Source organism: Erythrobacter sp. S267 (genome assembly GCF_057365045.1).
In genome coordinates this window covers 1,501,413-1,515,067 of the sequence record NZ_CP200298.1, presented here as the reverse complement: position 1 = coordinate 1,515,067, position 13,655 = coordinate 1,501,413, and the positions used below count along the sequence as shown (strand labels likewise).

Here is a 13,655-nt window from a genome sequence, read left to right as displayed (position 1 = left end):
GACCTCTCCCATGCAGCTAGTCATCGTTGAGTCGCCCGCCAAGGCGAAGACAATCGAGAAATATCTGGGCAAGGACTTCAAGGTTCTCGCCTCCTACGGTCACGTCCGCGATCTGCCGCCCAAGGATGGCAGCGTGCGCCCGGACGAAGATTTCGCGATGGATTGGGAGCTGTATCGGGACAAGCAGAGCCGCTTCAAGGAAATTGCCGACGCGGCCAAGGACGCCTCGCGCCTGGTGCTCGCGACCGACCCTGACCGTGAAGGCGAGGCGATCAGCTGGCACGTTCAAGAGCTGCTGAAGAAGCGCAAAGCTCTGCCCACCAAGGTCGACCGGGTGACGTTCAACTCGATCACGAAGAAGGCGGTGACCGATGCGATGGCCAAACCGCGCGAACTCGATCAACCGCTGATCGACGCCTATCTGGGCCGCCGCGCGCTGGACTATCTGTTTGGCTTTACTCTGTCGCCGGTCCTGTGGCGCAAGCTTCCGGGTGCAAAGTCGGCGGGCCGCGTGCAGTCGGTTGCCCTGCGCCTGATCGTCGATCGCGAGCGGGAGATTGAAGCGTTCAAGCCCGACGAATATTGGTCCGTCCTCGCCAAGATGGAGCATGCCGGAACCGCGTTCGATGCGCGGCTGGTGCGCTTCAAGGGCGAGAAGCTGGACAAGCTCAGCCTGGGTGCAGAAGGCATCGCGATGGAGGCCAAGGAAGCGGTTGAAGGCGGTCGCTTCACGGTCGAAGGCGTCGAGAAGAAGCCGCTCAAGCGCAATCCTCCGCCCCCGTTCACAACCTCGACCATGCAACAGGAAGCCGCGCGCAAGCTCGGCTATTCCGCCAGCCATACGATGCGGCTTGCGCAGTCGCTCTATGAGGCCGGTGCGATCACCTATATGCGGACCGACGGCGTGCAAATGGATGGCAGCGCGATTGCCGCCTGCCGCGACGCCATCGGCGAGAAATACGACGCGCCTTATCTGCCGGAGAAACCCCGCTTCTATGCCACCAAGGCGAAGAACGCGCAGGAAGCGCACGAAGCCATCCGCCCGACCAATTTCAGCCGCGATCACGCCGGATCAGGCGACGAGGCGAAGCTGTATGCCCTGATCTGGAAGCGCGCCATGGCGAGCCAGATGGCAACCGCTCAGCTCGAACGCACGACTGTCACTCTGCGCGATGCGACCGGCCAGCATGAACTGCGCGCGACCGGTCAGGTGGTGAAGTTCCCGGGATATTTCGCGGTCTATCAAGAAGGCTTCGACGACAAGGAAGAGGACGAAGACGGCCTCCTCCCGTCGATGAAAGACGGTGATGTGCCCGCCAAGACAGATGTCGAGGCGACGCAGCACTTCACCCAGCCACCGCCGCGTTTCTCCGAAGCGTCGCTGGTCAAGCGGCTGGAGGAGCTCGGCATTGGGCGCCCTTCGACCTATGCCTCGACCATCCAGACGCTGCGCGACCGCGACTATGTGCGGATGGAGAAGAATCGCTTCTTTGCTGAAGAGAGCGGACGGCTGCTCACCGCCTTCCTCGAACGCTTCTTCCCGACCTACGTCGCCTACGACTTTACCGCCGGGATGGAGGACGAGCTCGACACGGTTTCCGACGGGCGCGAGGATTACAAGGAGCTGCTCGCCAAGTTCTGGCAAGACTTCAAACCCAAAGCCGACGAGGTGATGGAGAAGCTGCCCTCGGAAGTGACCGAGGTGCTGGACGATTACCTCTCCGACTACCTCTTCCCAGCGCGTGAAGACGGGAAGGACGCGCGCCACTGCCCGCTTTGCGAGCAAGAGGGGCGTGAGAATGGCCGACTGTCTTTGCGGGGAGGGCGCTTTGGTGCCTTCATCGCGTGTCAGAACTATCCCGAGTGCAAATATACCCGCCGCTTTGCGCAGCCGGGAGCCGATGGCTCCGACCCTGCTGAAGACGGCCTGATGGGCACGCACCCCGAAACCGGCGCGGAGATCCACCGCAAGTCCGGTCGCTTCGGGCCTTATGTCGAGATGGAGGCGGACGAAAAGAAAAAGCGGGCTTCGATCCCCAAAGACCTCGACGATTTCGACCTGGATTGGGCGGTCAAGCTCCTCGACCTACCCCGCATCATCGGCGCTCACCCGGAGACGGGCAAAGAGATCGAAGCTGCGATTGGCCGCTATGGGCCATACCTGCGCCACGATGGCAAATATGCCAAGCTCACCAGCACGCGCGATGTGTTCGACACCGGCATGAACGCTGCTGTGACGCTGCTGGCAGAGGCCGCCAACCGCAAAGGCGGCGGGCGCACAAAGGCTGAACCGATCAAGACTTTGGGCGAACACCCGACCTCTGGCGGAGAGATCAAGGTCATGCCGGGACGCTATGGCCCCTATGTGACCGACGGCAATGTCAACGCGACAATCCCCAAGGATATCAAGCCTGAAGACATCGAAGCGGCCAAAGCCATTGAGCTGATCGACGCCCGCGCCGCCAAAGGCCCGGCGAAGAAAAAGCGCAAGAAAGCAGCACCCAAAAAGAAGGCTGCAGCGAAGAAGGCTCCAGCAAAATCCGGCGCCAAGAAGAAGGCGGCTGCGAAGAGCTGACCGGTCGGTAGTTTAAACAGGCCTGCAACGCTCATAATTCATTTAGTATTGTGCCGTATCCCTGTCCTTAGAGACCAGGGACCAATGCTGTGATCGAAATCGAAGTCCAGAACGAGACCCACCAAACCCAGGAGCGTATCCGCTTTGCCGCAGTGCCTCGGATTGGCGAAGGCCTGCGCCTGCGCGAACCCGATGGAATGTGGGCGAGTTATGACGTTCTCGATGTGTGGTATCAAAAGGCGGAGTATGGCGACATCTGGATGCCATATGTCCACGTTTGCATGACCCCTGAAGAGTCTGTTGGCGGCGATTTGTCCGGCCAAGTCGATGCCTCTGTTCCAGTCGAGCCTGCCTATGAGCAGCCACTTGACGAAGACGAAGCGCACGATTTGAGCGGCGAGGAAGCCTTCGCCAGCCTTGCCGGGGAGGCGGAACCATTCAACATCTGATCAAACGCTCAACAGGTCCAAACAAGGGCGGCCCGAAACATCCGGCCGCTCAAGATGCGACCGTGCGCAGTCCCGAAATGCCTCAGGGCAAGCCGGTTGACGCGCCCGAAGACGTCCAAGGCCTGATCGACCCGGTGACGGGCGAGCCAACCGATAGTGTCGTGCGCGCGGCCAAGGCGATGCGCGGTGACGCTGCACCCCAGTCAACCGCGCCGCAATCAGTCCAGCAAGCCGCTGCGAAAACCTGCCTGATCGTCGATGACAGCCGTGTAATCCGCAAAGTCTCGACCAAGATCGTGAAGGCAATGGGCTATGTCCCGATTGAGGCGCAAGACGGCCTCGAAGCGCTCGCCCGCTGCAAAAAGTCTATGCCGCACCTGATCCTCACCGACTGGGACATGCCGGAAATGGACGGGCTGGAGTTCGTCAAACAGCTCCGCGCTATCCCTACGCCAAACAAGCCGACGGTGATGTTCTGCACCAGCAAGAACAAGGCTGCTGATGTACACGCCGGGATCAAAGCCGGCGCCGATGACTACATCGTGAAGCCGTTCGACGAAGCAGGCCTGCGCGCGAAACTGGACCGTTTGGGGCGGGGGTAGTTCCTGCCGTCACCCCGGGCTTGACCCGGGGTCCCGCTATTCTTTGTGCGCAATCAAACGAGTTGCCCGTATAGATCATCCCAATCGGGATTTGCCTTCTCGACGAGATCGAACTTCCATTGCCGGTGCCACCTTTTGACGCGCTTCTCATGCGCAATGGCGTCTTCAATTGAGCCCAATCGCTCAGCCCAGACAAGCCGTTTCAATCCATACTTGGTGCAGAAGCCCGACCCAGTCCCGGACCGATGCTGTGTCACCCGTGCCGCAAGTTCAGAGGTCACGCCGACATACATCGTGCCTCGATAGCGATCCGCCATGATGTAGACCCAGCCGCCTGATACTTCGTGATCCATGGCATTTTGGAAAAGGGAAGCGGGGCCCCGGGTCAAGCCCGGGGTGACGGTGAATGGCCGCTCAGCAGCATCACTTCACCCAATCCAGCCCCATTTCCTCGAAGACTTCCTTGTCGTCGCTCCACCCCTCGGAGTGTTTGACATGCAGGAACAGGTGGACCTTCACGCCTAGGATTTCGGAGAGTTCCTCTCGCGCCGCCGCTCCAATCGCTTTGATTTTCTGGCCGCCTTTGCCCAGCACGATGCCGCGTTGGCTGTCGCGGGCGACGACGATCTGCTGGTGGATTTCCAGGCTTCCATCGGGCCGCGTCTTGTACTGCTCTGGGCGCACGGCGCTGTCATAGGGGAGCTCTTCGTGGAGCTGCTTGTAGAGTTGCTCACGCGTGATCTCTGCTGCCAGCAGGCGCTCTGAGGCGTCGGAGACCTGATCTTCCGGGTACATCCACACGCCTTCGGGCATTTGCGCCGCCAGCGCCGCCTTCATCTCCGCCACGCCATCGCCGGTCAGGGCTGAGATAAAGAACACCTCGTCAAAGCCGATCCGCTGCGTCAGCTCCTGCGCGAGTTCCAGCAACGGCTCCTTCTTGGCCTTGTCGACTTTGTTGAGCACGAGGATCTTGCGTTCTGGCCGCCCCTCCAAAGCCTCAACCAAAGGCTCCAGCTCATGCCGCCGCTGTTTGATCGGATCGACGATCAGCAGCACGGCATCCGCGGCCTCTGCGCCTTCCCAAGCCGCGCTGACCATCGCCCGATCTAGGCGAGTCTTGGGCGCAAAGATGCCGGGCGTGTCGACGAGGATCATCTGCGTCACGGGGTCCTTGTCTGGATGCAGCGCAATGCCCAGCATCCGCGCCCGCGTCGTCTGCGCCTTGGCCGAAGTGATCGCGACCTTCTGTCCGACCAGCTGGTTGACCAAAGTGGACTTCCCGGCATTTGGCGCACCGATTACAGCCACCATCCCGCATTTTTGTGGGTTCTCACTCACCCGTATTTCTCCAGAAATGCCTTTGCGGCGAGCTTCTCTGCTTCGCCCTTGCTGCTCGCCTCTGCGTCCGCTTCGCCGACATTGTGGATGCTGACGCGGACAGTGAATTGCGCCGCGTGGTCGGGGCCGGAGCGGTCAATCACGTCATATTGTGGCATCCGCCGACGATTGCCCGCGGCCCATTCTTGCAGAGCGCTTTTGGGATGCTTGGCCTTGCCCGCATCGCCCGTCAGCTCGCTTTCCCAAAGCGAAAGGATGATGGCGCGCGTGGCCTCAAAACCGTTTTCAACGAAGCTCGCTCCGATCAACGCCTCCATCACGTCGCCAAGGATGTTCTGGCTGTCCGCGCCGCCATCTTCGCGCGCTTGTTTGCCAAGGCGCAGGTGGTCCGCCATCCCCATGCCGCGCGCGATCCGGGCGCATGTCCGCCCACTGACCAGAGCGTTGAGGCGCTGCGAAAGCCTGCCTTCGTCAAGCGTCCCTTCGTGATAGAGCCATCCGGCGACAGCCAGACCCAGCACTCGGTCGCCGAGGAATTCGAGCCGCTGATAATCCGCCGCGTGCTGGCCTGCGCCACTCACCGTCGAATTGTAGCTGCCATGGGTCAGCGCTTCGAGCCAAACCTGCTCATCACTGACGGTGAAGCCTGCATCAATCAGCCATTCGCGCGTTTCGGGGGGAAGGGTGCTCACGGCTTTCGTCAAAGTCCCGTGCCAATCCGTTCCCAGCGCGCAGCCGAGAACCAGGTCCACGGCTTGATCCATTCCGCGCTGCCATCGGTCGACCACATGATCACAGTAGCCTCACCCACCAGCAGGTCTTGCTCGACAATCCCAACCGCGTCTCCACTGCGTGCCTCGAAACGACTGTCGCGCGAATTGTCACGGTTGTCGCCAAGCACGAACATGTGGCCTTCGGGAATGATCTTGGGCGCAAAGTCATCAGCGGGCGTGGTGCCGAAATCGAGCACTTCGTACTGCCGACCGCCCGGCAGTTTTTCGCGGAAGCGGGTGTAGCTGCACACTTCCTCACCGTCTGCGTTGGTGGTCTGCTCACCGCCCCACGAACAGCTGGTATTGGGGGAGATGTTGACCTCAAAATTCGGCATCGCCTCGCGCGCGACCAGCTCTCCATTCAGCATGATCTGACCATCCACCATCGCAATCGTGTCGCCGGGCAGGCCGATAACGCGCTTGATATAGTCAGTCTTGTCAATCGGGTGCTTGAAGATGACGAGGTCACCGCGATCTGGCTCATCAGCGAAGATGCGCCCCGGAATGATCGGCGCGTTGAACGGCACCGAATAGCGCGAGAAGCCATAGGACCACTTGTTTGCGAGCAAATAGTCGCCGTTCATCAGACGCGGCAGCATGCTTTCCGAAGGAATCGAGAAAGGCGCGAACACGAATATGCGAAAGGCCAGCACTCCGATCAGCAGCAAAGTAAGGAAGCGCAGGAAGCTGCCAACAGTCTCCTGCTGCTCTTCCTCGGCTGCCTCTTCCAAGGGTGCATCCATCGTGGCTTCTTGAGCGTTTTCACCGCCCGTTTCAGTTTGGGTCTTAACATCCATCACCGCTCCCCTTACTCGGCAAGCCTCCCAGCGCAAAGAGAGTTTGCTTTTCATGAGTGACAAAGACGCAGTGAAATCCGTGTGGAATGAATTGGCAAAAGCCGCTCAGCCAACCTTGTCCGATCTGTTCGCAAACGACCCAGAGCGGGTCAGCAAGCTGAGCCAGCGGCTTGAGTTTGACTTGGGCGAGGCAGGGCCGGTTGGGATGCTGCTCGATTGGTCGAAGACGCATCTCGACGACGACGTCCTGACCGCGTTCGAAGCTCTGGCTGAGGCAAGCGGATTTGCCGCAGCGCGCGACGCTCTGTTCAATGGCGGGATCGTCAATCCGACCGAAGGCCGCCCGGCAACCCACGGCGCGATGCGTGGCAGCGGGCGTGATGTGGATGTTGAGGAAGCGCAGGCTCTGCTCGCACGGATGGGCATGCTGGTTGACGCAATCCATCAGGGCGCGCTGGGTGAGGTCAATCACCTGATCCATATCGGCATTGGCGGGTCGGCTCTGGGACCAGATTTGGCGGTCGATGCTCTGACACGCGACCTCAAACTGGTGGACGTCCATGTCGTATCGAACATTGATGGGCTGGCACTGGAGCAGGCCTTTGCCGCCTGCGATCCGGCGACGACGCTGATTGCGATTGCCTCCAAGACCTTCACCACGACCGAGACGATGACCAATGCGGCGAGCGCGCTCAAATGGTTGGGCGAAAACGGCGTCGATGACCCCGGCGGGCGCGTCGTGGCTCTGACCGCGAACCCCGAAGGCGCGGTCGAGTGGGGCGTGGATGAAACCCGCGTCCTGCCATTTCCGGAGAGCGTCGGCGGGCGCTATTCCCTGTGGTCGAGCATCGGATTTCCGGTCGCGCTGGCTGTCGGCATGGAGGATTTCACTGCCTTCCTCGCCGGGGCGCAAGCGATGGACACGCATTTCCGAGAGGCTGAGGGGAGGGCCAACGGACCGCTCCTCGCCGCCTTTGCCGACCTTTACTACGCTCGCGTCCGAGGCTGCCAGACCCGAGCGGTCTTCGCCTATGACGAGCGGCTCGCGCTGCTGCCCGACTATCTCCAGCAGCTGGAGATGGAATCGAACGGGAAGAGCGTTACCAGAACCGGAGAACCTGTCGACGGGCCGACTGCCGCGATCACTTGGGGCGGGGTGGGGACCGACGCGCAGCACGCCGTGTTTCAGCTGCTCCACCAGGGAACACATCTGGTGCCGGTCGACTTCATCGCCAGCATCGCTCCGGGGGACGAGCTCGACCCCGCGCACCACAAATCGCTGCTGATGAACTGCTTGGCTCAAGGCGCAGCACTGATGGCGGGCGGCAATATGAGCGCGGATGGTAAAGACCCGGCGCGTGCCTTTTCAGGCAACCGCCCCTCCGCCACGATCCTGCTCGACGATTGCGACGCAGCGACCTTGGGCGCTCTGATCGCCTTCCACGAACACCGCACCTTCGCCGGAGCGGTCCTTATGGGCATCAACCCCTTCGACCAGTTCGGCGTCGAGCTGGGCAAGAAAATGGCCAAGGACATGGACGCAGGCGAGGGCGACTTTGATCCGAGTACAGCTGCGCTGATGGCGGCGGCTGGGTTGGGGTGACGCAAAGGGCGGCTTGTGCTATGCTTCCGCTATGCTGAAATGGTTCGCCCGCCGCTATCTCGACGTTCTCGGGTCGATTTATATTTACAACGAGCATCGCGGATACACCGCGCTTGATCGAGTGCTCGAAGCGGTCAAAGCGCGGCACCCCGAAGCGACCGAATTCATCGCGGCTGTCGAGAAACACCGTGCTGATGAGCGCAAACACTACGTGATGTTCAAACGCTGGTTCGAGTTGCGAGGGCAAATGCCGATCGAAGTCGATCGGACATTTGGTCACATTGACCGCTTTATTGAGCTTACGTTTGGGCAATCCATCGATGGGCTCGACACAGATGCCATCATTGCAAGCGAGGATTTGTTCGAACGGTTGTGCCGGGTCATATCATTGACCGAAAAGCGGGGGTTGAAACAGGTTGATATCCTTTTGGAAAACCGTTTCGTAAATTCCGACAAGGCACTCAAGCGCATATTTGAGGTCGTCCACCGGGACGAGCCGGATCATTTCCTGCCTTACGACAAGTGGCTGGCATCCAATGCGCGACGACAGCCCAATCGTCGGGAAGTCTGGATCGATCGCCTGATCCATTCAGAACTGCTGTTCATCAAGTTGCCTTTGTTATTTCTGTGGTCAAAAGCACCGCGTCGCACACAATGGGCGGACGCAGGAGAAGACAATCCGCGCCCGCGTCCACTATCACTCGCGGCTGCCTGACTTCGGTGGTTCGCCGAATATCGTTCGCCTAAATGCTGTCTCGCTTCTTCAATCGCCGCGCAGCATGGATGCTCTGGCGCAACACGGTTGTGAGCACGGGCGTTTTCTTGGGCGGGCTTGCGGTCATGTGGCTGATGGTCGATTGGGGCGAGGTCGATGAGGTTCTCGCAACTGCCATCAGCTTTCTGCTCGCCAATAGCGTGCACTATATCTTTGGCCGTACGTGGATCTTCGCGGGGACCGATAGAAAGCTTGCAAGCGGATATGCTCTTTTTCTAACCAACTCGATGGTCGGCTTGCTCGTGACTGTGAGCTTGTTCTGGGTGCTAACCGAGTTCACCCCAATGCACTATCTTGTGGCTAGAGTTATCGTTTCGGTGTTTGCCGGACTTGCGGTTTTTGCGCTCAATGCCGTCCTGAATTTCCGGCAATTGTAAGGCGATGGAACACACCGTCATTGACTTTTTGCGCTGCAGCATCCATCTGCACGTCAACACGAAACGCACCCTGCCAGCGTGAAGTGGCGGCTCTGTTCCACAACCGCCCCGGCAGCGTTTCGACCCAAACCCTACAGCTTCCCTATTCACGCGGGTGGTTTTTAAACCCCGCGCTTTGCATGGCCGCCACAGATGTGCCCGTGCGACACGCATATATTGCGAGTTATCATGACTTCATTCGACCAACTCGGGCTGTCACAGCCCGTCCTTCAGGCGCTTGATCTGAAGGGATATTCCACGCCCACTCCGATTCAGGAGGAGGCTATTCCGCCCGTCCTAGAAGGGCGCGACCTGCTTGGCATTGCCCAGACAGGTACAGGCAAAACCGCCGCCTTCATGCTGCCGAGCATTGACCGGTTGCGTGAGGCGGAGAACCGCATCCCGTTCAAATCGTGCCGCATGCTGGTGCTCGCCCCCACGCGTGAGCTGGTGCAGCAAATCGCCGAAAGCGCCAAGGATTATGGCGCGCTTGCCGGCCTTAAGGTGCAGTCGATTGTCGGCGGCACATCGGTCAACAAGGACCGTAACAAGCTCCACCGCGGCACCGACATCCTGATCGCAACGCCGGGCCGTCTGCTCGACCTGATCGACCAGAAGGCGTTCAACCTTGGCTCTGTCGAGGTTCTGGTGCTGGACGAAGCGGACCAGATGCTGGACCTGGGCTTCATCCACGCCCTGCGGCAGATCAACAAGCTGGTGCCCAAAGACCGCCAGACTTTGTTCTTCAGCGCGACGATGCCCAAGGCGATCAAGGAGCTGGTCTCCAACTATTGCAACAACCCAGTGCAGGTCTCCGTCACACCCGAAAGCACGACGGCTGAGCGGATCGAGCAATATCTGTTCATGGTCCAACAGGATGAAAAGCAGGCGCTGCTCGAAATGATCCTGTCAGGCCGGCACAAAGTGCCTGGCGATATCGAACGGGTGCTGATTTTCACTCGGACCAAACATGGCGCGGACCGCGTCGTGAAGAAGCTGTCGCGCGCGGGCATCCCCGCAAACGCAATCCATGGGAACAAGTCGCAGCCGCAGCGTCAGCGCGCGCTCGATGAATTCCGCAAGGGCAAGACCAACATCCTGATCGCGACCGATGTGGCCGCGCGCGGTATCGACATTCCGGGTGTCAGCCACGTCATCAATTACGAGCTCCCCAATGTGCCCGAGCAATATGTCCACCGCATCGGCCGCACCGCGCGTGCAGGCAAGGACGGGGTGGCGATTGCCTTTTGTGCCGAGGATGAACGCGCTTATCTGAAAGACATTCAGCGCAAGACCGCAGCCGAGCTGGAGCGCCTGCCGCTCCCTGATAATTTCCGCGCTGTCGTCGAAGGGGTTGGCCCGACCAAGCCTGCTCCCAGAGGCGCGACGCGTGTGTCGAATAAGAAGATCAAGGCCAAACCGCGTGGCGGACCCAAAGGCGCTCCCAAAGGCAGACCCGCTGGTGCCCAAGAGGGTGAGGGCGCGCCCAAGCCCAGGAAGCCCGGTGGCAAGCATCCATCGCGGAAAGGCAAGCCCAATGGCCGTCCCGGCGGCGGTGGACGTCCTGGCGGAAAGCCGGGCGGCGGATCACGGCGTTTCAACAAGAACCGGCGCGGTGGCGGCGGTGGTGGCGGCTCCGGCGGCTCGGGCGGCGGCGCTGGTGGTGGCTCTGGTGGTGGGGGGCAGGGTCAGCGCTCACGCTGATTGCCTCGCAAGGCTCACAAAATTTTACGTTTTTCCGGGCCGTCCCTAAGCGAAAATTAAGCATACCGCGCCTAACTGGCAGCTCACTTTAACCGAGGGGCTGCCAGCGACATGATCCGTACCGACACCACGCTGATTATCGGGGCCGGAGCGAACCGTGAGATTGAGATGCCCGATGGGCAGGATTTGCTCGCGAAAATCGCTGGCGGGTTCGAGTTTGAGCGGCTTGAATCTGAAGTAAAGTCGCGCGATCTCATCAACTTGGCGCAGCTGTTCGATAAAGTCGCACCCGAACTGGGCATGACCTATGACGATCTGGTGCGCGGCGCGACGGCGATCCGTGATGCGACACTGGTCAGCACCAGCATCGACGCAATTCTGGAGCAATACAGCCACGATCCAGCAGTGCTCGCTGCGGGCAAACTGGCGCTTGTTTATTACACGCTGCAGGCGGAATCGAAGTCGACTTTGGCAGAGGCTCCGCGTGCAAAGGACGAACTGCCGCTGCGTGGGACCGAAAACTGGCTCTACCAGTTGGGGCAGTTGATCGTGAAAGGCGTCCCGCGCGCCAAGGCGGAAGACGCGTTCGAGAAACTCTCCATCGTCTGTTTCAACTATGACCGCGCGATTGAGCACTACCTGCCATGGGTCGTCCAGCGCGCTTTCGGCATGACATATGAAGAGGCGTGCGAGCTGGTCGCGGGCCGTCTTCGCATCGTCCACCCTTACGGTGTTGCAGGGCGTCTTCCGTGGCAGGGAGATGAGGAGAACGGCGCGACCTGGGGCAATGAGACGCCAGAGAATATCGTGCGCCTCTCCAAACGCATCTTCACCGCCAGCCAGCGGGGCGCATCACGCCAGTTCCAGTCCTATCTGCGTGCTGAGATGAGTCGCGGCAAACGCCTCGGCTTCCTCGGCTTTGGCTTTGATCCGATGAATGTCGCGATGCTGTTTGACGAGCTGGAGCACGACAATCCCGACATGCTGATCAGCCTGGTCGACGTGTCGGAGACGCAGCAGAAAGCCATTTTGCGCCTCATCTATCGCCTCACCGGGATTACGGATGAGGGGCTGATTACGCTTGAGAATATGAAAGCGTTCGAGCTGCTGCGCGACTATGGCCGCTTCCTCGAAAGCTGATCTTTACCGCGGACTAGAAAAGCGCGCGTAACCCGCTTGCCGATCCTCCCGAACCGTGTGCATAGGCACTTACGGACTAAGAGGAACGACCATGGCCGATCAGCAATATGACTACGATCTCTTCACTATCGGAATAGGCTCCGGCGGCACGCGTGCCAGCCGCGTTGCCGCCGCTCACGGAGCGCGCGTTGCGGCGGCAGAGGAGTATCGCGTGGGTGGCACCTGCGTCATTCGCGGCTGCGTACCCAAGAAGATGCTGGTCTACGGCGCCCATTTTGCTGAGGATCTTGAGGACGCCAAGCAGTTCGGCTGGGACGTTGGTGAAACCAAATTCGACTGGATTCGCCTGCGCGACCATGTGCTGAATGACGTGACGCGGCTGGAGGGACTCTATACCGAGACGCTCAGCAATCACGACGTCACGATCTACAAAGAGCGTGCGACGATCACCGGTCCGCACGAAATCACCTTGTCGAGCGGCAAGGTCGTGACCGCCAAATATGTGCTTGTCGCCACCGGCGCGAAGCCCTTCGTGCCTGAGTTCCCCGGCTCCGAGCATATGATCACCTCAAACGAGGCTTTTCACCTGGACGAAGTTCCCAAGCGCATCCTGATCGCAGGCGGCGGCTATATCGCCAACGAGTTTGCAGGTATCTTCAACGAGTTCGGCAGCAAGGTGACGGTCCTCAACCGCTCTGACGTGATCCTGCGCGATTACGATGCGGCCTTGCGCGACCGGCTGCTGCAAATCTCGCTCACCAAGGGGATTGAGTTCTGCTTCAACTCAACCTTTGAGAGTATTGAGAAGCAGGATGATGGCACTCTGCTGGTCAAAACGACCGGCTATGACCCGCGCGAATTTGACGTCGTGCTCGCCGCTGTAGGCCGCGATCCGAACACCGAAGGGCTGGGCCTTGAAGAGGTCGGCGTAGAGCTGGGCAAACGTGGAGAGGTCAAGGTGGACGCGTTCTCCAAGAGCTCTGTCGACTGGATCTATGCGGTTGGCGATGTGACGGACCGCGTCCAGCTAACCCCCGTGGCGATCCGCGAAGGGCAGGCCTTTGCCGACAGCGTGTTTGGAGGCGTTGAGCCCTACAGCGTCGACCATTCCTGCATCCCAAGCGCCGTGTTTAGCCACCCCCCGATTGCCGCCGTTGGCCTGACCGAAGGCGAGGCACGCAACACGCTTGGTTCGATCAAGGTGTTCCAGTCGGACTTCCGCCCGATGAAGAACGTCGTTGCAGGGCGTAATGAGCGAGGCCTCTACAAGATGATTGTAGACGCTGCGAACGACAAGATCGTCGGTATCCACATGATCGCTCCCGACGCGCCGGAGATCATGCAGGCCGCCGCCATCGCGGTGAAGGCAGGCCTGACCAAGGCGGACTTTGATGCGACTGTCGCGATCCACCCGACGATGGCGGAAGAGCTGGTGCTGATGAAGTAAGTTGTGAACCGCCACTGATCGCTCTAGCCTCTCGGC

13 protein-coding genes are annotated in these 13,655 nt (G+C 60.2%); 9 read left to right on the top strand and 4 right to left on the bottom strand.

The window, feature by feature from the left end; translation table 11 throughout:
• Positions 1-10 precede the first annotated feature (10 nt).
• The 3 genes from topA (at position 11) to AC0V6X_RS07115 (ending at position 3,626) form a co-directional block, all read left to right on the top strand.
• On the top strand, positions 11-2,575 hold the full coding sequence (gene topA, locus AC0V6X_RS07125) for a type I DNA topoisomerase (protein ID WP_486183881.1): 2,565 nt from the start codon (positions 11-13) through the stop codon (positions 2,573-2,575).
• Positions 2,576-2,664: 89 nt separating this feature from the next.
• Positions 2,665-3,024 (top strand): hypothetical protein, encoded by a 360-nt coding sequence (locus tag AC0V6X_RS07120; protein ID WP_486183880.1) that lies wholly within the window; start codon positions 2,665-2,667, stop codon positions 3,022-3,024.
• 62 nt (positions 3,025-3,086) lie between these two features.
• A complete protein-coding gene (locus tag AC0V6X_RS07115; protein WP_486183879.1) occupies positions 3,087-3,626 on the top strand; it encodes a response regulator in 540 nt (179 codons plus the stop codon).
• 53 nt (positions 3,627-3,679) lie between these two features.
• On the opposite strand, the gene AC0V6X_RS07110 is transcribed toward AC0V6X_RS07115, so the two are convergent.
• The 4 genes from AC0V6X_RS07110 to lepB form a co-directional block, all read right to left on the bottom strand.
• Positions 3,680-3,979, bottom strand: coding sequence for a GIY-YIG nuclease family protein (locus AC0V6X_RS07110; protein WP_486183878.1), 300 nt, complete (start codon positions 3,977-3,979; stop codon positions 3,680-3,682).
• A 70-nt stretch (positions 3,980-4,049) separates the two neighbouring features.
• Complete coding sequence (era, locus tag AC0V6X_RS07105; protein ID WP_486185533.1) at positions 4,050-4,937, bottom strand: GTPase Era; 888 nt, start codon at positions 4,935-4,937, stop codon at positions 4,050-4,052.
• 23 nt (positions 4,938-4,960) lie between these two features.
• The gene (gene rnc, locus AC0V6X_RS07100) at positions 4,961-5,656 is read right to left on the bottom strand and encodes a ribonuclease III (protein WP_486183877.1); all 696 of its coding nucleotides are present in this window, start codon (positions 5,654-5,656) and stop codon (positions 4,961-4,963) included.
• A gap of 8 nt (positions 5,657-5,664) precedes the next feature.
• Positions 5,665-6,534: a signal peptidase I gene (lepB, locus tag AC0V6X_RS07095; protein ID WP_486183876.1), complete on the bottom strand. Its 870-nt coding sequence runs from the start codon at positions 6,532-6,534 to the stop codon at positions 5,665-5,667.
• A 52-nt stretch (positions 6,535-6,586) separates the two neighbouring features.
• Here lepB and pgi point away from each other — a divergent pair, with 52 nt between their 5' ends.
• The 6 genes from pgi (at position 6,587) to gorA (ending at position 13,619) form a co-directional block, all read left to right on the top strand.
• The gene (pgi, locus tag AC0V6X_RS07090) at positions 6,587-8,137 is read left to right on the top strand and encodes a glucose-6-phosphate isomerase (RefSeq protein ID WP_486183875.1); all 1,551 of its coding nucleotides are present in this window, start codon (positions 6,587-6,589) and stop codon (positions 8,135-8,137) included.
• A gap of 31 nt (positions 8,138-8,168) precedes the next feature.
• Positions 8,169-8,852: a ferritin-like domain-containing protein gene (locus AC0V6X_RS07085; RefSeq protein ID WP_486183874.1), complete on the top strand. Its 684-nt coding sequence runs from the start codon at positions 8,169-8,171 to the stop codon at positions 8,850-8,852.
• A gap of 32 nt (positions 8,853-8,884) precedes the next feature.
• Positions 8,885-9,289 (top strand): GtrA family protein, encoded by a 405-nt coding sequence (locus AC0V6X_RS07080; protein WP_486183873.1) that lies wholly within the window; start codon positions 8,885-8,887, stop codon positions 9,287-9,289.
• A 228-nt stretch (positions 9,290-9,517) separates the two neighbouring features.
• Positions 9,518-11,032, top strand: a complete 1,515-nt coding sequence (locus AC0V6X_RS07075; protein WP_486183872.1) for a DEAD/DEAH box helicase — start codon at positions 9,518-9,520, stop codon at positions 11,030-11,032.
• Between the two features lie 111 nt (positions 11,033-11,143).
• Entirely contained in the window at positions 11,144-12,172 is a 1,029-nt protein-coding gene (locus AC0V6X_RS07070; protein WP_486183871.1) for a hypothetical protein, read from the top strand.
• A 91-nt stretch (positions 12,173-12,263) separates the two neighbouring features.
• The gene (gene gorA / locus AC0V6X_RS07065) at positions 12,264-13,619 is read left to right on the top strand and encodes a glutathione-disulfide reductase (protein ID WP_486183870.1); all 1,356 of its coding nucleotides are present in this window, start codon (positions 12,264-12,266) and stop codon (positions 13,617-13,619) included.
• Positions 13,620-13,655 lie beyond the last annotated feature (36 nt).

What these genes read in the sequence shown, in the direction of transcription:
- AC0V6X_RS07075 (WP_486183872.1), top strand. Translation starts at nt 9,518, where the DNA reads ATGACTTCATTCGACCAACTCGGGCTGTCACAGCCCGTCCTTCAGGCG.
- AC0V6X_RS07085 (WP_486183874.1), top strand. Translation starts at nt 8,169, where the DNA reads ATGCTGAAATGGTTCGCCCGCCGCTATCTCGACGTTCTCGGGTCGATT.
- topA (WP_486183881.1), top strand. Translation starts at nt 11, where the DNA reads ATGCAGCTAGTCATCGTTGAGTCGCCCGCCAAGGCGAAGACAATCGAG.
- era (WP_486185533.1), bottom strand. Translation starts at nt 4,937, where the DNA reads ATGGTGGCTGTAATCGGTGCGCCAAATGCCGGGAAGTCCACTTTGGTC.
- AC0V6X_RS07080 (WP_486183873.1), top strand. Translation starts at nt 8,885, where the DNA reads ATGCTGTCTCGCTTCTTCAATCGCCGCGCAGCATGGATGCTCTGGCGC.
- AC0V6X_RS07070 (WP_486183871.1), top strand. Translation starts at nt 11,144, where the DNA reads ATGATCCGTACCGACACCACGCTGATTATCGGGGCCGGAGCGAACCGT.
- gorA (WP_486183870.1), top strand. Translation starts at nt 12,264, where the DNA reads ATGGCCGATCAGCAATATGACTACGATCTCTTCACTATCGGAATAGGC.
- AC0V6X_RS07110 (WP_486183878.1), bottom strand. Translation starts at nt 3,979, where the DNA reads ATGGATCACGAAGTATCAGGCGGCTGGGTCTACATCATGGCGGATCGC.
- lepB (WP_486183876.1), bottom strand. Translation starts at nt 6,534, where the DNA reads ATGGATGTTAAGACCCAAACTGAAACGGGCGGTGAAAACGCTCAAGAA.
- pgi (WP_486183875.1), top strand. Translation starts at nt 6,587, where the DNA reads ATGAGTGACAAAGACGCAGTGAAATCCGTGTGGAATGAATTGGCAAAA.